The sequence below is a fragment of the Kitasatospora aureofaciens genome (genome assembly GCF_001188955.3).
GTDB classification, from domain to species: Bacteria; Actinomycetota; Actinomycetes; order Streptomycetales; family Streptomycetaceae; genus Kitasatospora; species Kitasatospora aureofaciens.
Window position 1 is genome coordinate 114,664 of sequence record NZ_JPRF03000065.1, and the last position, 21,592, is coordinate 136,255.

Annotated in this window: 22 protein-coding genes and 3 tRNA genes; 13 read left to right on the forward strand and 12 right to left on the reverse strand. The window is 73.3% G+C overall.

From position 1 onward, the window contains the following. Positions 1 to 86 precede the first annotated feature (86 nt). A tRNA-Asn gene (locus HS99_RS33600) sits at positions 87 to 159 on the forward strand. A 63-nt stretch (positions 160 to 222) separates the two neighbouring features. Continuing rightward, positions 223 to 295, forward strand: a tRNA-Asn gene (locus HS99_RS33605). Positions 296 to 420: 125 nt separating this feature from the next. Here the strand turns inward: HS99_RS33605 and HS99_RS33610 are convergent. Continuing rightward, positions 421 to 1,170 (reverse strand): trypsin-like serine peptidase, encoded by a 750-nt coding sequence (locus HS99_RS33610; RefSeq protein ID WP_050366802.1) that lies wholly within the window; start codon positions 1,168 to 1,170, stop codon positions 421 to 423. 128 nt (positions 1,171 to 1,298) lie between these two features. Next, positions 1,299 to 2,147: a trypsin-like serine peptidase gene (locus HS99_RS33615; RefSeq protein WP_107059946.1), complete on the reverse strand. Its 849-nt coding sequence runs from the start codon at positions 2,145 to 2,147 to the stop codon at positions 1,299 to 1,301. A 189-nt stretch (positions 2,148 to 2,336) separates the two neighbouring features. Here HS99_RS33615 and HS99_RS33620 point away from each other — a divergent pair. The 5 genes from HS99_RS33620 (at position 2,337) to HS99_RS33640 (ending at position 5,908) form a co-directional block, all read left to right on the forward strand. After that, positions 2,337 to 2,410 (forward strand) — tRNA-Ile (locus HS99_RS33620). A 483-nt stretch (positions 2,411 to 2,893) separates the two neighbouring features. Then, positions 2,894 to 3,841 (forward strand): SPFH domain-containing protein, encoded by a 948-nt coding sequence (locus HS99_RS33625; RefSeq protein ID WP_197697996.1) that lies wholly within the window; start codon positions 2,894 to 2,896, stop codon positions 3,839 to 3,841. Between the two features lie 9 nt (positions 3,842 to 3,850). After that, positions 3,851 to 4,078, forward strand: coding sequence for a type II toxin-antitoxin system antitoxin (locus HS99_RS33630; protein ID WP_030287590.1), 228 nt, complete (start codon positions 3,851 to 3,853; stop codon positions 4,076 to 4,078). Between the two features lie 60 nt (positions 4,079 to 4,138). Next, positions 4,139 to 4,807 carry a GOLPH3/VPS74 family protein gene (locus tag HS99_RS33635; protein ID WP_030287588.1) on the forward strand — a complete coding sequence of 223 codons (669 nt, stop codon included), beginning with the start codon at positions 4,139 to 4,141 and terminating at the stop codon, positions 4,805 to 4,807. Between the two features lie 192 nt (positions 4,808 to 4,999). Beyond that, positions 5,000 to 5,908: a 1-aminocyclopropane-1-carboxylate deaminase/D-cysteine desulfhydrase gene (locus HS99_RS33640; protein WP_030553436.1), complete on the forward strand. Its 909-nt coding sequence runs from the start codon at positions 5,000 to 5,002 to the stop codon at positions 5,906 to 5,908. Positions 5,909 to 5,914: 6 nt separating this feature from the next. On the opposite strand, the gene HS99_RS33645 is transcribed toward HS99_RS33640, so the two are convergent. Together HS99_RS33645 and HS99_RS33650 are read right to left on the reverse strand one after the other, a co-directional pair. Further along, positions 5,915 to 7,429 carry an LCP family protein gene (locus tag HS99_RS33645; RefSeq protein ID WP_030553434.1) on the reverse strand — a complete coding sequence of 505 codons (1,515 nt, stop codon included), beginning with the start codon at positions 7,427 to 7,429 and terminating at the stop codon, positions 5,915 to 5,917. 118 nt (positions 7,430 to 7,547) lie between these two features. Beyond that, positions 7,548 to 8,012: a MarR family winged helix-turn-helix transcriptional regulator gene (locus HS99_RS33650; RefSeq protein ID WP_030287583.1), complete on the reverse strand. Its 465-nt coding sequence runs from the start codon at positions 8,010 to 8,012 to the stop codon at positions 7,548 to 7,550. Positions 8,013 to 8,118: 106 nt separating this feature from the next. Between HS99_RS33650 and HS99_RS33655 the strand changes: the two genes are divergently transcribed. After that, the gene (locus HS99_RS33655; protein WP_030553431.1) at positions 8,119 to 9,144 is read left to right on the forward strand and encodes an NADP-dependent oxidoreductase; all 1,026 of its coding nucleotides are present in this window, start codon (positions 8,119 to 8,121) and stop codon (positions 9,142 to 9,144) included. Between the two features lie 354 nt (positions 9,145 to 9,498). Continuing rightward, positions 9,499 to 9,993: a DUF3145 domain-containing protein gene (locus tag HS99_RS33660; protein WP_030287579.1), complete on the forward strand. Its 495-nt coding sequence runs from the start codon at positions 9,499 to 9,501 to the stop codon at positions 9,991 to 9,993. Between the two features lie 134 nt (positions 9,994 to 10,127). On the opposite strand, the gene fabF is transcribed toward HS99_RS33660, so the two are convergent. The 5 genes from fabF to HS99_RS33685 form a co-directional block, all read right to left on the reverse strand. After that, the gene (gene fabF, locus HS99_RS33665) at positions 10,128 to 11,390 is read right to left on the reverse strand and encodes a beta-ketoacyl-ACP synthase II (RefSeq protein ID WP_030287577.1); all 1,263 of its coding nucleotides are present in this window, start codon (positions 11,388 to 11,390) and stop codon (positions 10,128 to 10,130) included. A 181-nt stretch (positions 11,391 to 11,571) separates the two neighbouring features. Continuing rightward, the gene (locus HS99_RS33670) at positions 11,572 to 11,817 is read right to left on the reverse strand and encodes an acyl carrier protein (protein WP_030287575.1); all 246 of its coding nucleotides are present in this window, start codon (positions 11,815 to 11,817) and stop codon (positions 11,572 to 11,574) included. Between the two features lie 81 nt (positions 11,818 to 11,898). Beyond that, entirely contained in the window at positions 11,899 to 12,930 is a 1,032-nt protein-coding gene (locus HS99_RS33675) for a beta-ketoacyl-ACP synthase III (protein ID WP_030287573.1), read from the reverse strand. Next, positions 12,927 to 13,877: an ACP S-malonyltransferase gene (locus HS99_RS33680; RefSeq protein ID WP_030287572.1), complete on the reverse strand. Its 951-nt coding sequence runs from the start codon at positions 13,875 to 13,877 to the stop codon at positions 12,927 to 12,929. The genes HS99_RS33675 and HS99_RS33680 overlap by 4 nt, the downstream gene beginning before the upstream one ends. 79 nt (positions 13,878 to 13,956) lie before the next feature. Continuing rightward, positions 13,957 to 15,165 (reverse strand): PucR family transcriptional regulator, encoded by a 1,209-nt coding sequence (locus tag HS99_RS33685; RefSeq protein WP_046386013.1) that lies wholly within the window; start codon positions 15,163 to 15,165, stop codon positions 13,957 to 13,959. Between the two features lie 207 nt (positions 15,166 to 15,372). Between HS99_RS33685 and HS99_RS33690 the strand changes: the two genes are divergently transcribed. Continuing rightward, positions 15,373 to 16,149, forward strand: a complete 777-nt coding sequence (locus tag HS99_RS33690) for a pirin family protein (RefSeq protein WP_030553429.1) — start codon at positions 15,373 to 15,375, stop codon at positions 16,147 to 16,149. A 4-nt stretch (positions 16,150 to 16,153) separates the two neighbouring features. Here the strand turns inward: HS99_RS33690 and HS99_RS33695 are convergent, their stop codons facing one another. After that, positions 16,154 to 16,996, reverse strand: a complete 843-nt coding sequence (locus HS99_RS33695; protein ID WP_030553427.1) for a serine hydrolase domain-containing protein — start codon at positions 16,994 to 16,996, stop codon at positions 16,154 to 16,156. Positions 16,997 to 17,114: 118 nt separating this feature from the next. On the opposite strand from HS99_RS33695, the gene HS99_RS33700 reads away from it, so the two are divergent. Then, positions 17,115 to 17,618: a MerR family transcriptional regulator gene (locus tag HS99_RS33700; protein ID WP_063737966.1), complete on the forward strand. Its 504-nt coding sequence runs from the start codon at positions 17,115 to 17,117 to the stop codon at positions 17,616 to 17,618. Continuing rightward, on the forward strand, positions 17,615 to 18,628 hold the full coding sequence (locus HS99_RS33705) for an aldo/keto reductase (RefSeq protein ID WP_030287562.1): 1,014 nt from the start codon (positions 17,615 to 17,617) through the stop codon (positions 18,626 to 18,628). The genes HS99_RS33700 and HS99_RS33705 overlap by 4 nt, the downstream gene beginning before the upstream one ends. Before the next feature lie 55 nt (positions 18,629 to 18,683). On the opposite strand, the gene HS99_RS33710 is transcribed toward HS99_RS33705, so the two are convergent. After that, on the reverse strand, positions 18,684 to 19,262 hold the full coding sequence (locus tag HS99_RS33710) for a TIGR03086 family metal-binding protein (protein ID WP_030287560.1): 579 nt from the start codon (positions 19,260 to 19,262) through the stop codon (positions 18,684 to 18,686). Between the two features lie 114 nt (positions 19,263 to 19,376). On the opposite strand from HS99_RS33710, the gene HS99_RS33715 reads away from it, so the two are divergent. Then, on the forward strand, positions 19,377 to 20,369 hold the full coding sequence (locus HS99_RS33715) for a helix-turn-helix transcriptional regulator (RefSeq protein ID WP_030287558.1): 993 nt from the start codon (positions 19,377 to 19,379) through the stop codon (positions 20,367 to 20,369). Here HS99_RS33715 and HS99_RS33720 read toward each other — a convergent pair. Next, positions 20,366 to 21,580 (reverse strand): alpha/beta hydrolase, encoded by a 1,215-nt coding sequence (locus HS99_RS33720; RefSeq protein ID WP_030287556.1) that lies wholly within the window; start codon positions 21,578 to 21,580, stop codon positions 20,366 to 20,368. The two genes, HS99_RS33715 and HS99_RS33720, sit on opposite strands and share 4 nt — an antisense overlap. Positions 21,581 to 21,592: the final 12 nt, after the last annotated feature.

Here is a 21,592-nt window from a genome sequence, read left to right on the forward strand (position 1 = left end):
GGCGGACCACCCCCCCGAGTGCGCTAATGTATGTCCCGCAGCGAGCGCCGAGGAGCCCGGGAGACGGGGGCCGAGGCGGAAGCCGATCCCCCATAGCTCAATTGGCAGAGCAGCCGACTGTTAATCGGCAGGTTATTGGTTCGAGTCCAATTGGGGGAGCTCAGGAGGAGCGCTCTTCGGGAGCCCGATTCCTGTGCGTGGTACGGAAGTTGAGTACCGCGATCCCGCATAGCTCAATTGGCAGAGCAGCCGGCTGTTAACCGGCAGGTTATTGGTTCGAGTCCAATTGCGGGAGCTGCACCGGGTCCGCCCGGTGACTGCTCAGAGCGAAGGCCCCTCGGACGACCGGGGGGCCTTCGTGTTGCCCGGGAGGGTGTCGCGTGCGTCACTCCGGGGCGCGCCGCCCCGGGGCCCGCGGGTTCAGGTGGTCGCCCTCCGGTAGAGGTCGGAGACCCGCTGGTCGAAGGCGACGCTGTACGAGGTGCCCGGGGTCTCTCCGCCCTCCTGGTAGCCGCCGATCACGCCGACCACCGCGCCGTCGGCGGTCACCCACGGGCTGCCGCTGGTGCCGTCGGTGTAGCCGCCGCAGTCGAAGCGTTCCTGGGTGGCGCTCTGCGACTTGGTGCGGACCGAGCAGGTGATCGGCTCGTCGCTCTCGTTGGGGTAGCCGGTCACGGAGACCGCCAGTCCGACGCCCCGGCCGGTGCCGAGCGGGTTGCCGCCGACCGCGTCCTCGACCTGTCGGCCGTCGACCGGGCGGACGGTGACGAAGGCCACGTCGTAGTCGGGGTCGTCGTCCGAGGCCCAGCGCGGATCGACGGTGATCGACTCCACCTCCCAACTCCCGTACGGGGAGTACCCGTTGCGGTAGCCGGGGGTGAACACCAGGCCGTCCAGCAGGCCGACCCGCTGGTTCTGCACGCAGTGCGCGGCGGTGACCAGCAGGTTGTGCCCGGGGCTGTGCACCACGCTCGCGGTGCAGGCCCGGGAGCCCTGCGGGCCGTGGACGGACAGGGTGCCGATCCGGTCGCGGGCCGGGCTCTGCTGGGCGACCTCGGCGTTCGGCGACGCGTCCGCGCCGCCGCCGCACGCGGTGCCGGAGGCCAGCAGCAGGGCGGCCAGCGCGGTCGCTCCGGCCGCACGCGGGGGCGGCACCGGGCGGGGGGCCATCGGCGCTCCGTCTCGTTCCTCGGGGCGGGCATCCGGGCCGTGCGTTCCGCCGTTCGAGAGGAAGATCTACCAGGCCGTGCCCGGCAGCGCCACCGCCGGCTGTTCGACCGGGGCCCGTCCCGTCCCCGTCAGCCGGTGGCCCGGTCGTAGAGGGCCTGGACCCGGTCGCCGAAGTAGCTGCTGTACGAGGTGTTCGGGCTGTCGCCGCCCTCCTGGTAGCCGCCGATCACACCGACCACGGTGCCGGTCCTGGTGCTCGGGTCGAAGTCGGTGACCCACGGGCTGCCGCTGGTGCCGCCGGTGTAGTCGGGGCAGTCGATCCGCAGCTGGGTGGCGCTCTGCTCGGTGGTGGTGTTGGAGCAGGTGATCGGGACGTCACTGCTGCCCGGGTAGCCGGTGATCCGCACCGGGAGCTGGTAACCGCGGTTGACGCCGAGCTTGTTGGCACCGAGCACCTGCTGCACCTGCTGCCCGTTCTGGGCCTGGACGACCGCGAAGGCGACGTCCACGTCCGGGTCGGCGTGGTCCTTCCAACCGTCGTCCACCGTGACGGACACCAGCGGCCACACGCCGCTCGGGGTGTCGCCGTTGCGGTAGCCGGGGACGAAGACCAGGTCGCTGCGCCGGCCGATCTTCGGGTCCCAGACGCAGTGGGCGGCGGTGACGATGAGGTTGAGCCCCGCGCTGTCCACCACGCTGGCGGTGCAGAAGTGGTCGCCGCCGGCGTTGCGGGTGAACACCGCGCCGACCAGGCCGTTGAGCACGGTGGGCTTGGCGGTGCGGGTGACCCCGGTGTGCCGGCCGGCCGCCCCCCGGAAGCGCTTCTTGGTCCAGCCGTGGCCGTTCGCGGTGTCGGTCGGCGGTGCCGAGGTGACCGTCGGGGCGATGCTGCCGGGCTGCGCCGCGGTGGTGCAACTTGCCGCCGCGAGCGCCAGCACCAGGGCCGCGGCCGCCGCTCCCGTCCCACGCATCGTCATCAGCCCAGGCTGCCCTGTCCGGCCCCTCGCCCGCCACCCGGGGCCAGCCGCCCGGAGAGGCGCGCGCAGTCGGCACCCAGCTGCGCCCCCGGCGCGCACCACGGGTGATCGACCGGCTATGCTGCCCGGGACGGCCTCGCGGGGCCGTCTGCTGCTGCCGTGGCCGGGAACCGGCGCGCGCGGCCAACCGGGGCGGTAGCTCAGCCGGTTAGAGCAGGGGACTCATAATCCCTTGGTCGTGGGTTCGAGTCCCACCCGCCCCACTTCTGATCCCCGTTCGGCCCTGAGGCCGACGGGTTCTTGCGGCGCGGTGAGAACAGACTGTACGCGCGCCGGCACGCTGCGTGGCGATGACGCGCCGAAGTTCACCCGCGTTGAGGAATTCACCGGGACCGCACGGGGCGCTCGCAGCCTTCGGGAACGCACCGCGCGACTTGTGGCGGCCCGGGTCGCCGTGGACGCCGCGGTCGAGATGTGGATGTGGCCTTCCCGCTGGACGGCGATGACGGGCCCACCGGGATCCTCTCGCAGCACACCCGCGCCATTCGCGCCGGACCGGACAACCGGAAGCCCCGTCGAACGGCGCGAAGGACGGCTGACGGCCCGCCGACTCCGCCGGTGTCGCCACGGTGTTGGCGGAGTCGGTCGATGCTCCTCCTGTTGCGTTGCCGCGAAAAAGTGATATCACTTTGACAGCAGCCGCAAGCACACCCGCGGCATCCATCGCACTGGGGGGAGTCGGTCCCGTGACCGCACCGCACATCGCCGTCGAGGACGGCCCTGACATCGACCTGCCGGCCCCGAAGATCACCGAGCGGGTCATCACCGGCGCCGCCGGCCTGCCGGTGCTCGGCGCCGCGCTGCTCGGCCTGCTCGCCGGGTTCGGCGCGCTGATCGCCGGAGGGGTCCAGATCAGCGGCGGCAGCAAGGGGGTGGGGATTCCGCTGGTGGTCGTCGGGCCGCTGGTGGTGCTCGGCTCGCTGCTGCTGCTGTGCGGGCTGACGGTCATCTCGCCCGGCCAGGCCCGGGTGGTCCAGCTGCTCGGCCGCTACCGCGGCACCATCCGCGCCGCCGGCCTGACCTGGGTGAACCCGTTCACCAGTCGCCGGCGGATCTCCACCCGGATCCGCAACCATGAGACCGAGACCACCAAGGTCAACGACGCGGACGGCAACCCGATCGAGATGGCCGCCGTGGTGGTGTGGCAGGTCGAGGACACCGCGATGGCGGTGTTCGAGGTGGACGACTACGTCGACTTCGTCGCCATCCAGACCGAGACGGCCGTACGGCACATCGCCACCAGCTACCCGTACGACGCCCACCACGAGGGGCAGTTGTCGCTGCGCGACGGTGCCGACGAGATCGCCCGCAAGCTCTCCGCCGAGATCGCCGCCCGGGTCGCATCGGCGGGCGTACGGGTCATCGAGTCCCGGATCACCCGGCTCGCCTACGCTCCCGAGGTCGCCCAGGTGATGCTCCAGCGGCAGCAGGCCGGGGCAGTGGTGGCCGCCCGGCGGCTGATCGTCGAGGGTGCCGTCGGTATGGTCGAGGAGGCGCTGGACCGGCTCGCCGAGCGGGACGTGGTGGAGTTGGACGAGGAGCGCAAGGCCGCCATGGTGAGCAACCTCCTGGTGGTGCTCTGCGGCGACCGGGGCACCCAGCCCGTCGTGAACACGGGCTCCCTCTACCAGTAAGGGCGTGCGTTGGCGACGGAACGGAAGAAGCTCCTGCTGCGACTGGACCCTTCAGTTCACGACGCGCTGGCCCGGTGGGCCTCGGACGAACTGCGCAGCACCAACGCGCAGATCGAGTTCGTGCTCCGACGCGCCCTCACCGACGCGGGCCGCATGCCCAGCGGCGCGGCCGGGCTTCCCCGGCGCGGCCGACCGCCCAAGGAGGACCGGGGGAGCAGCGGTTCCGAAGAGGACTGACCGCACCTGCCGGGCCACCCAACAGATCTGCCGGATCGTCAAGATCTTTCGGAGACCGAGATGGACCTGCCCGTCAATCTGCCCGAGAAGCTCTACCTGCTCGCCCACGACCCGCGCCGCGGGCGGACCACCCAGCACTCCTCGCTCAACCTGCTGCTCCAGGCGGCGGCACTGACCGAACTGCTGCGCCGGGGCCTGCTCTACGAGGAGGGCCGCAAGGCCGTCGCCCGGGTCCGCGGCGGGGCCGCCGAGGACGGCCTCGACCCGTACAGCGCACGGCTGTTGGGCCGGATCAGGGAGTCCCGGCCGCACAGCTGGAGCACCTGGGTCGGCCGCGCCAGGAGCACCGGGCGCGACCAGCCCATCCGCTGGGTCCGGGACGGCCTGGCGGACGCGGGCCGGATCACCCTGCGGCCGCACCGGGTGGCCGGGCTGTTCCCGGTGACCCTGGTCACCCTGGACGATCCCGGGGCGCGCGAGGCCCTGGCGGCCGCCGTCGCCGGGGCACTGAAGGGCCCGCTGAGCCGGGTCGACCCGGCCGACGCGGCGCTGACCGCCCTGGTCGCGGCCGGGCGGCTGCGCTCCGTCCTGAGCGCCCGGCAGCGCCGCGAGCACCGGGCCCGGATCGCGAAGCTGGCTCCCGCCGCCGGGCCGGTCCCGCGCGCCCTCGGCAGGGCGCTGGCCTGGCAGATGGCGGGCCACGCGGCGCAGAGTGCGGCCGCGGGGTGACGGGCCGTCCACGGGGGTGACGGCCCGTCCCGGGGTAGCGGAGCCCGGTCGCCGGACAGGCGGCCGGGCCCCCGGCTGTCCGGGGCCAGGCATCAGAGCCGCAGGCCAGGACCGCGGGCCGGGGCCGCGGGCGAGGGCCACGGGCCGGGACCATCGGTCAGGGCCACAAGCCAGGGCCCCTAAGCTGGTCGGATGCTCGAACCCGCCCTGCTGCCGACCCCGCTGGTGGACTGCACCGACGAGGCCTTCGCCCGGGCCGGGGTGGAGCTGCGGCTCAAGCGGGACGACCTGCTGCACCCGAGCGTCCCGGGCAACAAGTGGCGCAAGCTGGCGCCCAACCTGGCCGTCGCCGTCGAGCATGGCCACACCCGGCTGCTCACCTTCGGCGGGGCCTACTCCACCCACCTGCGGGCGGTCGCGGCGGCCGCCGGGGCGCTCGGGCTGGAGAGCGTCGGGCTGGTGCGCGGCGAGGAGCTGGCCGACCGGCCGCGGAACTGGTCGCTGCGGGCCGCCGAGGAGTCCGGGATGCGGCTGGAGTTCCTCACCCGGGCCGCCTACCGGGAGGCCACCGGCCGGGCCGGCGACGGCGACGGTGCGGAAGTACAGCGCCGCTGGGGCCCGTGCCTGGTGCTCCCGGAGGGCGGCTCCAACGCCCTGGCGGCGGTCGGCGCGGCCGCGATCCCGGCCGAACTGCCGGACCTGGACCGGCGCGACGTGGTCTGCTGCCCGGTCGGCACCGGCGGCACCCTGGCCGGCATCGCGGCGGGCCTGCCGCCGGGCGCGCGGGCGCTCGGGGTGGCCGTGCTGCGCGGCGGCGAGGGCTACCTGGAGGCGGAGGTCGCCCGGCTGCACCGGGCCGGCTTCGGGCGCGAGTTCGCCAACTGGCGGATCGACCACGGCCACCACGGCGGCGGTTACGGCAAGGTCCCGCCCGAACTGGCCGCCTTCGCAGGGGAGTTCGAGCGACGCCACGGCATCCCGGTGGAGCGCCGGTACGTCGCCAAACTGCTCGCCGCACTGGCCGACCTGGCCGGGGCGGGCGCCTTCCCGCGCGGCACCCGCCTGACGGCCGTGGTCACCGGCCTGCCGGACCCGGAGTAGGGCTCGCTACGACCCGAAGGTCAGGTCGGCGCACGGGTCGGTGTCGGCGCCCCGGGTGTTCTCCGCTATGCCGGTCGGGACCCCGCTGGGCGCGGTGCTCGGTGCGGCGGTCGGCGCGCCGCCGGGGGTCGCCGAGGGGGAGGAGACCGAGTTCAGCTGGGTGCCGGCGGCCTGGTAGTCGGCGCCGAGGGTGACGGTGACGGCGCCCGAGCCGGCTTCCTCGACCGTGCGGGCGCCGGGGAAGAGCGCCGCGACCTGGTCGGCGGTGGCCTTCAGGGCCGGGTCGTAGGAGACCTCGGTGTGCTGCTTGCCCGGCTGGTTGGCGCCCAGCACGACGTTCTGGAAGCCGCGTCCCTTGAGGGTCTCGGCGCCGGAGCCGGCCAGTCCGGCGGTGCCGACGCCGTTGACCACCGTGATCGGGGCCGCGGCCTGGTCGGGGGTGAGCGGTGCGTTCGCGCTGGGCGAGGCGGAGGCGGACGCGGAGGCGGTGGCCGCGCCGGTGCCGGCGGTGCTGTGCCCGTCCAGGGTGCGGTCCTCGCGCAGCAGCTTCCACAGGTCGTCGGCGTCCGGCTGGACCAGCCGCACCCGGTCCCCGGCGAAGCGCCAGGGGGCGGTCACGAAGGTGACGTCCGAGAGCTTGATGTCCTCCAGGGAACGGGCGAAGTCGACCAGCTTCATCGCGGTGCCGAGCCCCTCGTCCACGGTGAGCGACTTGGTGGCGGCGTCGGCCAGCGGCAGCAGGGTGGGCAGCGAGAAGCCCTGGTCCTGGACCTTCTTGATCATCGAGGAGAGGAAGGCCTGCTGGCGCTTCATCCGGCCTATGTCGGAGTTGTCGCCGATGCCGTGGCGCGCCCGCAGGTAGTCCACCGCGGACTTCCCGGAGAGGTTCTGCAGCCCCTTCTTGAGCTGTATGCCGTACTCGTTGACGTCGTTGGGCACGCAGGCCTGCACGCCGCCGATGGCGTCGGTCATCGCGGCGGCGCCCTTGAAGTCGACGACGATGGTGTGGTCGACGCGCAGCCCGGTGAGCTTCTCCACGGTGTTCTGGGTGCAGGCCGGGTTGCCCTTGGGGAGCTCGCCGAGGCTGAACGCCGAGTTGAACATCTGGTCGTTGCGCGGCTTGCTCCAGGTGCCGTCCGCCAGCTTGCAGGACGGAATGGTGACCAGGGTGTCGCGGGGGATGGAGACGCCGACGGCGTGCTTGTGGTCGGCGTAGACGTGCACCAGGATCGCGGTGTCCGAGTTGCCGACGCCCTCGTCGCCGCCGCCCAGCGAGTTGTTGCCGTCGTCCCGGGTGTCGGAGCCCAGCAGCAGCACGTTGACCGGTACCTGGGCGCCGGGGCTGGCCGGGACGGGCGCCGGCGGGCGCTCGGTTGCGACGCCGGCCGCGGAGAAGGTCGTGATGTTGCTGTCCAGCCGGTGGTAGAACCAGGCTCCGGCCCCCACCACCGACAGCACCAGAACGGCGGCCAGGCCGATGGCGGTCCGCAGGTAGCGGCGACGGCGCGTGCTGCTGCTCATCCTCCGTGCCCCCCGTCTTCAGTTTCCAGCGTTCGATGTTCGAACGTTAGACGTTCCGGAAGGCTGTTCGGTTACCTCCGGAGGGGAGGGGAATCGACCTGCGGGGCTGTGATGCTGGTCACGCCCCCGGACCGGAGGCGCCGGTGAGCATCCGTCGGAGCAGGTCGCGCAGCATCGTCCGCTCCTCCGGGCCGAGCGCGGCGAGCGGCTCGCGGGCGAAGTTGAGCGACTCGCGCAGCTCCTCGGAGGCGGCCGAGCCGGTCTCGGTGGCGGCGACCAGCTTGACCCGGCGGTCCTGCCGGTCGGCCTCGCGGGTGACGAAGCCGCGTGCCTCCAGCCGGTCGACGATGCCGGTGATGTTGGAGGGCTCGCAGCTGAGCGTCTGGGCGATGTGCCGCATCGGCAGCGGGCCGCGCCGCAGCAGGGCGAGCACCTTGGCCTGGGCGCCGGTGAGCGAGCGGGCGGCGGCGGCCTCCTCGTACTCGCGGTGGAAGAGCGCGACGAGGTTGGCCATCAGGTCGACGACCTCGCGGGTGATCTCGTCGGACTGCGGCGTGGCGACCTCGGTCGGCTGAGTGTCCATGGCCCAGAGTCTAACCTGAAAAGTTGACAAGGTGAACCTTTCATGCCCATCGTTACTTCAGTTGCTCAACCTTTCACCTCCGCAACCCCCTCCAAGGAGCACCTCCATGGCAGAACAGGCCGCCCCCGCCACCGCCCGTGAATGGCACCTCGCCGCCCGCCCCCAGGGCTGGCCGGTGCCCGCCGACTTCGCCCTGGTCGAGGCCCCGGTCCGGACCCCGGGCCCGGGCGAGATCCTGGTCCGCAACACCCACCTCTCGGTGGACCCGTACATGCGCGGCCGGATGAACGACGTGAAGTCGTACGTGCCCCCGTTCCAGCTCGGCCGGGCCATGGACGGCGGCGCCGTCGGCTACGTGGTCGCCTCCGAGGCGGAGGGCTTCGCGCCGGGCGACGCCGTGCTGCACGGGCTCGGCTGGCGCGAGTACGCCACCCTGGACGCGAAGCACGCGGTCAAGGTCGACCCGGAGGCCGCCCCGCTCTCCGCCTACCTCGGCGTGCTCGGCATGCCCGGCCTGACCGCCTACGCCGGGCTGCTCGCCGTCGGCGGCCTCAAGGAGGGCGACAAGGTCTTCGTCTCCGGCGCGGCCGGCGCGGTGGGTTCGCTGGTCGGCCAGATCGCGAAGCTCAAGGGCGCCTCGCTGGTGGTCGGTTCGGCCGGCTCGGCGGAGAAGGTCGCCAAGCTGGTGGACGAGTACGGCTTCGACGCCGCGTTCAACTACAAGGACGCCCCGGTCGCCGAGCAGCTCGCCAAGGCCGCCCCGGAGGGCATCGACCTCTACTTCGACAACGTCGGCGGCGACCACCTGGAGGCCGCGATCGGCGCCCTCGGCGTGCACGGCCGCGCGGTGCTCTGCGGCGCGATCGCCCAGTACAACGAGACCACCGCGCCCGCCGCCCCGCGCAACCTGGCGATGGCGATCGGCAAGCGGCTGCGCCTGGAGGGCATGCTGGTGCGCGACCACGCCGCCCTGCAGCCGCAGTTCGTCACCGAGGTGGCCGGCTGGCTGAGGTCCGGCGAGCTGCGCACCGAGGAGACCGTGGTGGACGGCTTCGAGAACGCCGCCCAGGCCTTCATCGACCTGCTGCGCGGCGTCAACACCGGCAAGATGGTCGTCCGCCTGGACGGCTGACCCCTCGTCAGGAGTCGACGACCGCCCCGCCGCCCCGACCGGGGCGCGCGGGGCGGCTCGCGTGCACGGCGCAGAGGATCCGGCCGCACTACCCCATTCCGGCCGGATCCGAAAGTGTGTCATCCATCGCGCGGCGCCGCGCGGTACGGTGGTCCCGCCCGGCGATGGGGCCGTTCGGGGGAGAGATCCGGCCGAGGGGTAGACCTCGTTGAGGATTCGACTAGCATTGAGCGAAAGCCTGTCCGTTTTGCTCAATTTAGTAGCTTAATGTCGGCTAACGTGAGTAACTGCGGATCAACTGCAGGCACGAGGCAGCTGGGGAAGGCGACCCTCGTCCACAGCCTGGAGGTCCCGGTGACGACACGTGGAGTTCTGTACATCCACTCCGCGCCCCGCGCGCTGTGCCCGCACGTCGAGTGGGCCGTCGCGGGGGTGCTCGGTGTGCGGGTGGGCCTGGACTGGATCCGCCAGCCGGCCGCACCTGGGCACTGGCGCGCCGAGCTCTCCTGGCAGGGGGAGCCCGGCACCGCCTCGAAGCTCGCCTCCGCGCTGCGCGGCTGGCAGCTCATGCGGTACGAGGTGACCAGCGAGCCCTGCGCCACGGCGGAGGGGGAGCGCTACAGCAGCACGCCCTCACTCGGCATCTTCCACGCCGTCACCGGCATCCACGGCGACATCCTGATCCCCGAGGACCGGCTGCGGGCCGTCCTGCTGCGCGCCCGCAGCGAGGGCGCGGACCTGGAGGCCGAGATCGCCCGGCTGCTGGGCAAGCCCTGGGACGACGAGCTGGAGCCCTTCCGGTACGCGGGCGAGGGCGCACCGGTGCGCTGGCTGCACCAGGTGGTCTGACAGGCGGACGGTCCGAGGCCGGCCGGCCCGCACACCCGGTGTCCGCATACCTGGTGTCCGCACGGCCGACGGGTACGCCGAAGGGGCCGGCGCTCACGGAGAGCGCCGGCCCCTTCGTGTGTTGACGTCGGGCGTCAGCGGGTGCGGAAGGCCAGCACCACGTTGTGGCCGCCGAAGCCGAACGAGTTGTTCAGCGCGGCGATCCGGCCCTCGGGCAGCGGGGTGGCCTCGGTGACGATCTTCGCGTCCACCTCGTCGTCGAGCTCCTCGACGTTGATGGTCGGCGGGGCGACCCGGTGGTACAGCGCCTGCACGGTGGCGACGGTCTCGATGCCGCCGGCGCCGCCCAGCAGGTGACCGGTCATCGACTTGGTGGCCGAGACCAGGATGTGGTCGAGGTCCTCGCCCAGTTCCTTGCGCAGCGCCTTCAGCTCCGCGGTGTCGCCCTGCGGGGTCGACGTGGCGTGCGCGTTGACGTGCACGATCTCGGACTTGTCCAGCGGGTTGCGCTCGAACAGGTCGGCCAGCGCGCGGGCCACGCCGGCGCCGGTCGGCTCGGGCTGGGCGATGTGGTGGGCGTCCGAGGACAGGCCCTGGCCGACCGCCTCGCAGTAGATCCGGGCGCCACGGGCCTCCGCGTGCTCCAGCGACTCCAGCACGACCACGCCGGCGCCCTCGCCCAGCACGAAGCCGTCGCGGGCCTTGTCGTACGGACGCGAGGCGCGCTCGGGGGCGTCGTTGTTCTTGGACATCGCCATCATGTTGGCGAACGCGGCGATCGGCAGCGGGTGGATCGCCGCCTCGGTGCCGCCGGCCACCACCACGTCGGCGCGGCCGCTGCGGATCATCTCGATCGCGTAGCCGATCGCCTCGGCGCCGGAGGCGCAGGCGGAGACGGGGGTGTGCACACCCGCGCGGGCGCCGACCTCCAGACCGACGTTGGCCGCCGGGGAGTTGGGCATCAGCATCGGGACGGTGTGCGGGGAGACCTTGCGGGCGCCCTTGTCCTTCAGTACGTCGTACTGGTCGAGGAGGGTGGTGACGCCGCCGATGCCGGAGGCGATCACGGCGCCCAGGCGCTCGGGGGCGAGCTTGGAGGACTCGTCGGTGGCCGGGGTCTCGAAGCCGGCGTCAGACCAGGCCTCGCGGGCGGCGATCAGCGCGAACTGGGCCGAGCGGTCCAGCTTCCGGGCCAGCGGGCGGGGCAGGATCTCGCCCGGCTCGACCGCGACGCGCGCGGCGATCCGGACCGGCAGGTCCTCGGCCCACTCCTCGGTCAGGGCCGCCACGCCGGAGCGCCCGGCGACCAGGTTCTCCCAGGTCGTGGCGGCGTCGCCGCCCAGCGGCGTGAAGGCGCCGATACCCGTGACGACCACGGCTCGGTTCTCAGCGGTCACTGGTTTGTCTTCTTTCACGTTCGTGCGGGGTCGGCGGCGAGCCGAAGAAGGGCCCGGCCGGGCGCCCGGTGGGGCGTCCCGGCCGGCGGGTCGGTCTGGCTCGGGGAGCCGGACCGACGGGTCAGCCGTCCGAGGCGTGGCTCACGCCGGACGGGCTGGGCGATTCGAACGAGTCGATCGCTCAGGCGGCGTTGGTGAGGATGTAGTTCACCGCGTCGCCGACGGTCTTCAGGTTCTTGACCTCGTCGTCCGGGATCTTGACGTCGAAGCGCTCCTCGGCGGCCACGACGACCTCGACCATGGACAGCGAGTCGACGTCCAGGTCGTCGGTGAAGGACTTGTCCAGCTGGACGTCCTCGACCGGGATGCCGGCGATCTCGTTGACGATCTCGGCGAGACCTTCCTGGACCTCGTTCTGCGTAGCCATACTGGCTGCTCCTCTTCGGTGTTGAACGTGTCCGACCGTCGGCCGAACACGGGCTTGTGGATGGATGGGGGCGAAACGCGCCTAGGGGAGCGTAACGACTGCCGCGGCGTAGACGAGACCCGCCCCGAACCCGATGATCAGCGCGAGGTCGCCGCTGTGGGCCTCGCCGGACTCCAGCATGCGTTCCATCGCCAGCGGGATGGAGGCGGCGGAGGTGTTGCCGGTCTCGGCGATGTCACGGGCGACCGGCACCGACGCCGGCAGCTTGAGCGCCTTGATCATGGCGTCGGTGATCCGCATGTTGGCCTGGTGCGGGATGAAGGCGCCGAGCTGGTCGGCGGTGATCCCGGCGGCGTCCAGCGCCTGCTGGGCCACCTTGGCCATCTCCCAGACCGCCCAGCGGAAGACCGGCTGGCCGTCCATCCGCAGGGCCGGCCACTTCTGCTCCTCGCCCTGGCCGTTGATCGCGTCGGGCTTGGCGAAGGCGGTGTCCCAGGCCTGGGTCTGGCTGATGACGTCGGCCTGCGAGCCGTCCGAGCCCCAGATCAGCTTGCCGATGCCGGGCGTGTTCGACGGGCCGACGATCGCGGCGCCGGCGCCGTCACCGAAGATGAAGGCGGTCGAGCGGTCCGACTTGTCGGTCAGGTCGCTGAGCCGCTCGACGCCGATCACCAGCACGTACTCGGCGTTGCCACCGCGGACCATGCCGTCGGCCAGGCCCAGGCCGTACCCGAAGCCGGCACAGGCGGCCGAGATGTCGAAGGCCGGGGCGGTGCCGCAGCCGAGCCGCTGGGCGATCTCGGTGGCGATCGCGGGGGTCTGCTTGAGGTGCGAGACGGTCGAGACGATCACGCCGCCGATCTGCTCGGGGGTGATGCCCGCCTGCGCGATGGCCTTGCCGGCGGCCTGCACCGACATCTCGGCGACGCTCTCCTCCGGGCCCGCCCAGCGGCGCTCGGCGATCCCGCTGCGGGTGCGGATCCACTCGTCCGAGGAGTCGATCCACTCCAGCACCTCGGAGTTGGGGATGACCCGGACCGGGCGGTAGCCGCCGACACCGTGGATGCGGGAGTACTGCGCGCCGGTGGCGGGACGGATCTGCGGCTTGGTCATGCCTGCTCCTCCTGGTCCTGACCGCCGTGCTCGGCGACGAGCTCGCGCGCCTTGTCCAGATCGGCCGGGGTCTTCAGGGCGAGCGTGGCCACCCCCTTGAGGTTGCGCTTGAGCAGCGCGGTGAGCGTGCCCGCGGGGGACAGCTCGATCACGGCGGTCGCGCCCAGCCGGCCGAGGGTCTCCATGCAGAGGTCCCAGCGGACCGGGTTGGAGACCTGCGACACCAGGCGCGCCAGCACCTCGGCGCCGGAGTCGACGACGCCGCCGTCCTTGTTGGAGACGTAGCGGACCTGCGGGTCGGCCACGGTCAGGCTCGGGGCCAGCGCGGCCAGCCGCTCGACGCCGGGGGCCATGTGCTCGGTGTGGAAGGCGCCGGCCACCTTGAGCGCGATCAGCTTGGCGCCGGCCGGCGGGTCCGCCTTCAGCGCCTCCAGCTGGGCCAGCGTGCCGGCCGCGACGATCTGGCCGCCGCCGTTGTTGTTGGCAGCGGTCAGCCCGTGCTCGGCCAGCTTCTTCGCGACCTCCTCCGCGTCGCCGCCGAGCACGGCGGTCATGCCGGTCTCGGTGACGGCGGCGGCCTCGGCCATGGCCCGGCCGCGCTCGCGGACGAAGGCCAGCGCGTCGTGGGCGCTGAGCACCCCGGCACCGGCCGCGGCGGTGATCTCGCCGACGCTGTGGCCGGCGACGGCGCCGACCAGCTTGCGGGCGTCCGCCTCGTCCGGGAACAGCTCACGGGCGGTCACCAGACCGGCCGCGACCAGCAGCGGCTGGGCGACGGCGGTGTCCTTGATCTCCTCGGCGGACGCCTCGGTGCCGGCGTGCACCAGGTCGAGACCGGCGACCTCCGACCAGCCGCGCAGGCGGTCGGCGACACCGTCGAGCTCCAGCCAGGAGCTGAGGAAACCGGGGGACTGGGCACCCTGTCCAGGGGCGACGATTACGAGCACGGTTCAACCCTCTCTCGCCAGGCGCCCAGGGGCGGGTAGGCGACGGTAACGAAGAAAACCATCCGGGATTGTATGGTCCCTACACCCCGGCCCGGCCCGGCTCCGCGGCGGAGGTCAGTCGGCCGAGGGCCAGTGCGATCCGCAGGGTGAAGGCCGAACGTACGTCGGAGGGCGCGTACCCCGTGACGTCGGTCACACGTCGTAGCCGGTAGCGCACCGTGTTGGGGTGCACGAAGAGCATCCGGGCCGCGCCTTCCAGCGAGGACGCCTGCTCCAGGTAGACGCTCAGCGTCTCCAGCAGGGCGGAGCCGGCCTCGTCCAGCGGTGTGTAGATCTCCTCCACCAACTGACGGCGGGCGGCCTGGTCGCCGGCCAGCGCCCGTTCGGGCAGCAGGTCGTCGGCGAGCACCGGGCGCGGGGCGTCCGGCCAGGCGGCACAGGCGCGCAGACCGGCCGCGGCGGCGTGCGCCGAGCGGGTCGCCGAGAGCAGGTCCGGCACGGTCGGGCCGATCACCACCGGGCCCGGCGCGAACTGGCCGATCAGCGCCCGGGCGGCGTGCACCGGCTCCTTGTCGCCGCCGACCACGACCACCAGGCGCTTGCCCAGCACCCCGGTCAGCACGTTCAGCTTGGCGTACCGGGCGGCCCGCCGGATCGCCTCGACCACGAGCTCGCTGTCGCCGTCCGGGGCGCTGCCCATCACCACCCGCACCTGGCTGGGCTGCCCCCAGCCGAGGGCGGCGGCGCGGGACAGCACGCCCTCGTCGGCGTCGCCGGACAGCAGGGAGTTGACCACCAGCGCTTCCAGCCGGGCGTCCCAGGCGCCGCGCGCCTCGGCGGCCTGGGCGTACACCTGGGCGGTGGCGAAGGCGATCTCCCGGGCGTAGACCAGCACGGACTCGCGCATGTCCGCCTCGTCGCCCGGGGCGGCCACCTCCTCGATGGCCTCCTCCATCACCTCGATCGTGGTGCGGATCAGCTCGACGGTCTGGCGCAGGGTGATCGCCCTGGTCAGTTCGCGCGGGGCGGTGCCGAAGACGTCGGTGGAGATCGCCCGGGCGGCCTCGGGATGGCGGTACCACTCGGTGAAGGCGGCGATGCCGGCCTGGGCGACCAGGCCGATCCAGGAGCGGTGCTCCGGCGGCATCCGCCGGTACCAGCCGAGCTGGTCGTCCATCCGCGCGATCGCGGCGGTGGCCAGCTTGCCCGAGGACTTCTCCAGCCGCTTGAGCGTCGCCGCCCGGCGCTCGGCGCGCTCGGCGGCGTTTCTGCGCTCCTGCGCCGTCAGGCGGGGCGCCGGGCGGCCGGGGCGGTCGCGGCCGGCCCGGGGAGCGGGGCTCTTCCCGGAGGGTTCGGTCGTGGGACTGGGTTCGCTCTTGGAGTTCGCGGAAGCGGCTGGCACAAGGACAAGACTGCCTCACGCGAGTGGCTGCTCGTGCACACCCCCCGGCGCAGGGGCGCGGTGGCCGCGGTCGCACCGGCTACGGTGAGGAGCGTGACCGACGCACCTGAACGCCCCCGCGCCGACCTGCGCCGCACCGCCGAGCGCTACCGCTCCACCCCCGCCGAGGGCATCGAGACCCGACACGCGTTCTCCTTCTCCGGCCACTACGACCCGAAGAACACCCACTTCGGCGCGCTGCTGGCGTGCAACGAGGAACTCCTCGCGCCCGGCGCCGGGTTCGAGGAGCACAAGCACCGGGACACCGAGATCCTCACCTGGGTGCTGGAGGGCGCGCTGGCCCACCGGGACTCGCGCGGTCACAGCGGCGTGGTGCGCCCGGGCATGATCCAGCACCTCAGCGCGGGCTCCGGGGTCACCCACACCGAGCGCAACCTCGGCGGCGCCACCGGGCCGGTGCGCTTCGTCCAGATGTGGCTGCAGCCGGACGAGCTCGACGCCACCCCCGGGTACGGGCTGCGCAGGGTGGAACCGGCGGACGGCGGGTTGACGCTGCTGGCCTCCGGGATGGAGCGGGACGCCGGAACGGACGCCCTGCGGCTGCGCCGCCGCGACGCCGCGCTCTGGCTGGCCACCGCCGGCCCGTGGCAGCCGCTGCCCCAGCTGCCGGCGGCGCCCTGGCGGTACGCGCACCTGACGGCCGGCTCGCTGGGGTACCGGACGATTCCGGGGCCCAAGGGCGGCGGCCGTTCGATGGAGCCCGGCGACAGCGTGCGGATCACCGGCGAGGCCTTCGCCGACCCGGCGGCGGGCGGGACCGGCGCCGAACTCCTGCTCTGGGAGATGCACTCGCCGGTCTCGTACGGCTAGCCCCTCAGCTGTCCAGCTGGGCGAGCTCGGCCAGGACGGCGTCGGACAGCTGCGGCCAGGCGTCGACCGACCAGGGGCCGAAGTCCTGGTCGGTGAGCGCGACGCAGGCCACGCCGGCCTGCGGATCGACCCAGAGGAAGGTGCCGGACTGGCCGAAGTGGCCGAAGGTCTCGGGGGAGTTGGCGGTGCCGGTCCAGTGCTGGCTCTTGCCGTCGCGGATCTCGAAGCCGAGGCCCCAGTCGTTGGGGCGGCGGTGGCCGTAGCCGGGCAGCACGCCGCTGGTGCCCGGGAAGGCGACCTCGCGGGTGGCCCGGCGGACGGTGGACGGGTCGAGCAGCTTCGGGGACTGGAGCTCGGCGGCGAACCGGGCGAGGTCGGCCACCGTGGACAGGCCGCCGGCGCCGGCCGGGGACTTGCTCGCCGTGTTGATCACGGTGTCGCGCATGCCCAGCGGCTCGAACACGGCCTCGGCGGCGTACTGGTGGAAGGCGATCCCGGCGGCCTCGGCCAGGGTCAGGGCGAGCACGTCGAAACCGGCGTTGGAGTAGAGCCGGCGGTTGCCGGGCTCGGCGAACACCCGGTTCTCGTCGAAGCCGAGGCCGGAGGTGTGGGCGAGCAGGTGGCGGACGGTCGAGCCGGGCGGGCCGGCCGGGTCGTCCAGCTCGAACACGCCCTCCTCCAGGGCGACCAGTGCCGCGTAGGAGGTGAGCAGCTTGGTCACCGAGGCCAGCGGGAAGAGGTGCTGCTGGGGCCCGTGGGTGCCCAGCACCGCGCCGTCCGATCCCCGGACGACCGCAGCGGCGGCGTGGGGCACGGGCCAGTTCTCGATCATCCGCAGGCTCTTCATGCGGTCGACTCTAGCCGGGGCCGGAGCCGGGTGGTGGGGCCACCCGGGTGGATGGCTTGCTTGGAGTGCACTCCAACTCGGTAGCGTCGTGGTCGTCACAGGACAGGGGGAATCGATCATGGCCACACCCGTGCGTGCCCAGGCCGGTCTGCGCAGCTGTGCGGAGGTGTTCAACCACCCCGTCGGCGACGCGGACCGGACCGCGCGGCACACCATCAGCGAGGTCGCGGCGGCCAGCGGGCTGACCGCCCACACCCTGCGCTGGTACGAACGGATCGGCCTGCTCGACCCGGTCGACCGCGCGGTCGGCGGCCAGCGCCGCTACAGCGACGGCGACCTGCACCGGCTGGCCTTCCTGGGCCGGCTGCGGCTGACCGGGATGTCGGTGGCGGACATGCTCAAGTACGTCGACATGGTCCGCCGCGGCGAACAGACCTACGTGGAGCGCCGACATCTGCTGGAGGCGCAGCGCGAGGAGGTCCGGCAGCGGATCGTCGACCTCCAGGCCACCCTGGCCGTCCTGGACCACAAGATCGATCTCTACGCCGGGATGATCGCCGACGCCGCCGGCGCCCCGGCCCAGTGCCAGTACTACCGAGCAGAGGAAGAGCAGAGCGCATGACTCACCCCCTCCTTCCCACCGCCCCCCTCGGCACCGACGGCCCGCTGGTGGGCGTCCAGGGCCTCGGCTGCATGGGCATGAGCGAGTTCTACGGCCCGACCGACTCCGACGAGGCGCTCGCCACGCTGGACGCCGCCCTGGAGCTGGGTGTCACGCTGTTCGACACCGCGGACATGTACGGTTCCGGCCGCAACGAGGAGTTCATCGGCCCGTTCGTCCGGGCCAACCGGGACAAGGTGGTGCTCGCCACCAAGTTCGCCATCGAGCGCGACCCGGCAGACCCGACCAAGCGCGCCATCCGCAACGACCCGGCGTACATCCGTACCGCCGTGGAGGGCTCGCTGCGCCGCCTCGGCGTGGACGTGATCGACCTGTACTACATGCACCGCCGCAACCCGGAGGTGCCGCTGGCCGAATCGGTCGGCGCCATGGCCGAGTTGGTCCAGGCCGGCAAGGTGCGCCGGCTGGGCCTGTCCGAGGTGACCGGGGCCGAGCTGCGCGAGGCGCACGCCGTCCACCCGATCGCCGCGGTGCAGTCCGAGTGGTCGGTGTTCGCCCGTGACGTCGAGCGCTCGGCGGTGCCGGCCGCGGCCGAGCTGGGCGTCGCCTTCGTGCCGTACTCGCCGCTCGGACGCGGCTTCCTGACCGGCGCCTTCCAGGACGCCGCGACGCTGGCGGCGGACGACTTCCGCCGCACCCACCCGCGGTACACCGGTGAGAACGCCGTCGCCAACGCCGAACTGCTCAGCCCGATGCGGAAGATCGCCGAGGCCCACGAGGCGACGCTCGCCCAGGTCGCGCTGGCCTGGGTGCACCAGCGGGCCGAGGTGCACGGGCTGACCGTCGTGCCGATCCCGGGCACCCGCAAGCGCAGCCGACTGGCGGAGAACACCGCGGCGGCGACCCTGCGGCTGAGCGCGGAGGAGCTGGCGCTGCTGGAGCCGCTGGCCGGCCAGGTGGCGGGGGACCGCTACGCGGACATGCGCAACACCTCGGTCGGACGGGAGTAAGTGCCCGCGGGGTCCGGGGATCGGCGACTCCCCGGACCCCCGGGTCCCGAGGCACTCAGGCCTTGCGGCCCAGCCAGGCGGCCAGCCGGGTGTGGACGTCGGCGTCCTCGGCGGCCGGCCGCACCGCCCCGAACGGGACGCCCTCGACCCGGCTCTCCGGCGGCAGGATCAGCTGGGCGACGGCCAGCGCGGTGCCGGCCACCTCGTCGTCCAGCACGAAGCCGTTGTCGAGGGCGGTCGCGATGTCCCAACAGTGGGTGCCGAGTTCCATCACGTAGCCGCCGACCGCGACCGCTCCGGGCACCTCGCCCCAGGGGGCGACGGTCGGGCGGCCCAGCTTGCTGTCGTCCGCCCAGGCGGCGGTCACCCGGGCGCGGGCCCGGTCCAGCACGGCCGTCCAGCCGTCGTCCGAGGGGTCCTCGATGGCGGCCACGACGTCCTGGGCGTGACCGCCCTCGCCCATGTACGCGAAGCGGTGGATGCCGCCGATCACGTGGTTCAGCAGCTGACGCAGCGTGTACTCCTCGCAGGGAGTGGGCCGGTCGAGGTCGGCGGGGGTGATGGTGGCGAACAGCCGGTCCAGCTGGGCGAGGGCGGTGAGGTACTGCGGGCGGGCGTCCTGGACGGCGCTCATCTGTGGTCAGCTCCCTTGTGGGGTCGGGTGGTTCGGGCGGCCCTCGCGGGCTCGGAACGCAATCTGCCAGTAAAACCTGACAACGGCCGTCAGGATTTTTGGGATCCTGGCGTCATGAAGGCCGACCGCCTGCTCTCGATCCTGCTGCTGCTCCAGACCCGCGGCCGGGTGCCCGCCACCGAACTGGCCGAACGGCTGGAGGTGTCCGTCCGCACCATCTACCGGGACGTCGAGTCCCTCTCCGCCGCCGGGGTGCCGGTGTTCACCGAACGCGGCCGGCACGGCGGCATCAACCTGCTGCCCGGCTACCGCACGGACGTCACCGGGCTGACCGCCGACGAGGCCCGGGCCCTGTTCGTGCTCTCCACCCAGGGCGCGCACAGCGACCTCGGACTGGACGGCGCGCTCGGCTCGGCGCTGCGCAAGGTGATGGCGGCGCTGCCCGCCCCGCACCGCCCGGCCGCCGAGCGGGTCAGCGAGCGCATCCTGGTCGACCCGGCCCGCTGGATGCAGAACTCCCAGCCGGGCGCCGCCGGGCTGCCGGACCTGGGCGAGCTGCAGTACGCCGTGTTCGCCGACCGGCGGCTGCGGCTGCGCTACCGGCACAGCGGCACGCCCGCACCGGTGGAGTACACCGTCGACCCGTACGGCCTGGTGAACAAGGCCACGGTCTGGTACCTGGTGGCCGATCTGCACGGCGAGCCGCGGCTGTTCCGGGCCGATCGGGTGCTGAGCGCCGAGACCACCGAGGAGACGGTCCGCCGCCGGGCCGGGGTGGCGCTCGGCGAGGTGTGGGCGGCGCTGCGCGAGCAGGTGGAGCGACTGCCCAAGGACGTACCGGCCCGGGTGCGGGTCCGGCGCGGGCGGCTGGACCTGTTCCTGCGCCTCCACGGCGGCCGGGTCACGGCTCCGCCGCCGGAGTCCGGGGCCGGTCCGGCCGAGGAGTGGGTGGAGCTGGCGCTGGCCTTCCCGGCCGCGGCGGCCGTCCGCGCGCTGCTGGCGTTCGGCGCGGACGTCGAGGTGCTGGCTCCGCCGGCCGCCCGGCGCGAGCTGGCCCGGGCGGCGGCGGAGGCCCTGCGGCTCTACCGGGACGAAGACGGAACCTAGGTGTTGGGCTGCGCCCGGACCACGTCGCGGTAGTCCCCGAGGGAGATGGCCGCGAAGTTGTGCAGGCTGTCGGTGCCGTCGGTGAGGTAGCCGTTGTGGCCGGCGGCGCGGGCGGAGGAGATCTGCTCGGCGCCGAAGCCGTTGCCGGTCGGGTCGGCGCCGTGGCCGAGCTTGCCGACCTCCAGGAACGGGACGTTGCCGATCCAGTCGCTGGGGTTGCGGGTGGCCCACACGTGCACGCCGCCGCCGAGTTCGCCGGCGGACTGGACGCCCATGCCGGGGCTGCCGAACACCATCATGTCGGTGATGCCCGAGGTGTCGGACGGCGAGGCGGCCGCGCGCGGGATCTTCGGGGCGGCGGTGCCGCAGACCACCGAGCCGTAGGAGTGGCAGAGCAGCGCCGGGGGAGCGTCCGGCCGGGTGGTCTCCTTGAGGCCGGCCAGCAGGCGCTGCAGCCTGGGAGCGGCGACGTCGGCGAGCCGGGAGGTGGCCGCGTCCGGGCCGAGGCCGGAGGGGGTGACGTACCCGGTCCAGGCGATCACGGCGGTACGGGTCTTCGGGGCCTGGCGCTGCTCCTCGGCGTACAGGGCGCGGGCCATGCCGGCCGCGCCGCGCAGCGGCTCGGCCGACTGGTCGAAATGGCCCAGGTCGGCGTCCGAGCCGGGGACGACCACGGAGACCCGCTCGGCGTCGGCGAGGTCGCCCCAGACCTCGGTGACCAGGCCCCGGCCGCGCGGGTCGAAGGCGAGGATCTGCCGGCCGGGGGCGAGCAGGCGGTCGACGTCGTTGGCGCGGGAGACGGCCAGTGCCCGGGTGTCGGCGTCCAGCTTCTTGTCGGCCGCGCGGACCCGGGCGGCGTCGCGCTCGTCGGCGAGCGCGATCCGGTTGGCGCGGTAGCGCAGGTCCAGCGGGGCGCCGTCGTAGTTGCCGACGACCAGCGGGTACTGCTTGACCAGCCGGTCCAGCTCGGTGGGGGCGAGCGAGGCGAAGAAGGCGGCGGCGTCGGCCGGGCTGGTGGTGGCCGGGTCGGGCAGGGAGCGGCCGAAGGAGTGGTCCTGCACCCAGGCGGAGCTGCCGGCCGGGGGCGTGGAGATCGCCAGCTGCTCGGAGGAGACCGCGGCCGCGGCGGCCGAGGCACCCGCGTCGGCGAGCACGGCACAACCCGCGAACGCCCCGATCAGTACCCGCTTCCAGCGTCGGGGCTTGCGCACCGCACCAACTCC

What these genes read in the sequence shown, in the direction of transcription:
- HS99_RS33610 (WP_050366802.1), bottom strand. Translation starts at nt 1,170, where the DNA reads ATGGCCCCCCGCCCGGTGCCGCCCCCGCGTGCGGCCGGAGCGACCGCG.
- HS99_RS33615 (WP_107059946.1), bottom strand. Translation starts at nt 2,147, where the DNA reads ATGACGATGCGTGGGACGGGAGCGGCGGCCGCGGCCCTGGTGCTGGCG.
- HS99_RS33635 (WP_030287588.1), top strand. Translation starts at nt 4,139, where the DNA reads ATGGACCTGCCCGTCAATCTGCCCGAGAAGCTCTACCTGCTCGCCCAC.
- HS99_RS33640 (WP_030553436.1), top strand. Translation starts at nt 5,000, where the DNA reads ATGCTCGAACCCGCCCTGCTGCCGACCCCGCTGGTGGACTGCACCGAC.
- HS99_RS33645 (WP_030553434.1), bottom strand. Translation starts at nt 7,429, where the DNA reads ATGAGCAGCAGCACGCGCCGTCGCCGCTACCTGCGGACCGCCATCGGC.
- HS99_RS33650 (WP_030287583.1), bottom strand. Translation starts at nt 8,012, where the DNA reads ATGGACACTCAGCCGACCGAGGTCGCCACGCCGCAGTCCGACGAGATC.
- HS99_RS33655 (WP_030553431.1), top strand. Translation starts at nt 8,119, where the DNA reads ATGGCAGAACAGGCCGCCCCCGCCACCGCCCGTGAATGGCACCTCGCC.
- HS99_RS33670 (WP_030287575.1), bottom strand. Translation starts at nt 11,817, where the DNA reads ATGGCTACGCAGAACGAGGTCCAGGAAGGTCTCGCCGAGATCGTCAAC.
- HS99_RS33675 (WP_030287573.1), bottom strand. Translation starts at nt 12,930, where the DNA reads ATGACCAAGCCGCAGATCCGTCCCGCCACCGGCGCGCAGTACTCCCGC.
- HS99_RS33695 (WP_030553427.1), bottom strand. Translation starts at nt 16,996, where the DNA reads ATGAAGAGCCTGCGGATGATCGAGAACTGGCCCGTGCCCCACGCCGCC.
- HS99_RS33700 (WP_063737966.1), top strand. Translation starts at nt 17,115, where the DNA reads ATGGCCACACCCGTGCGTGCCCAGGCCGGTCTGCGCAGCTGTGCGGAG.
- HS99_RS33705 (WP_030287562.1), top strand. Translation starts at nt 17,615, where the DNA reads ATGACTCACCCCCTCCTTCCCACCGCCCCCCTCGGCACCGACGGCCCG.
- HS99_RS33710 (WP_030287560.1), bottom strand. Translation starts at nt 19,262, where the DNA reads ATGAGCGCCGTCCAGGACGCCCGCCCGCAGTACCTCACCGCCCTCGCC.
- HS99_RS33715 (WP_030287558.1), top strand. Translation starts at nt 19,377, where the DNA reads ATGAAGGCCGACCGCCTGCTCTCGATCCTGCTGCTGCTCCAGACCCGC.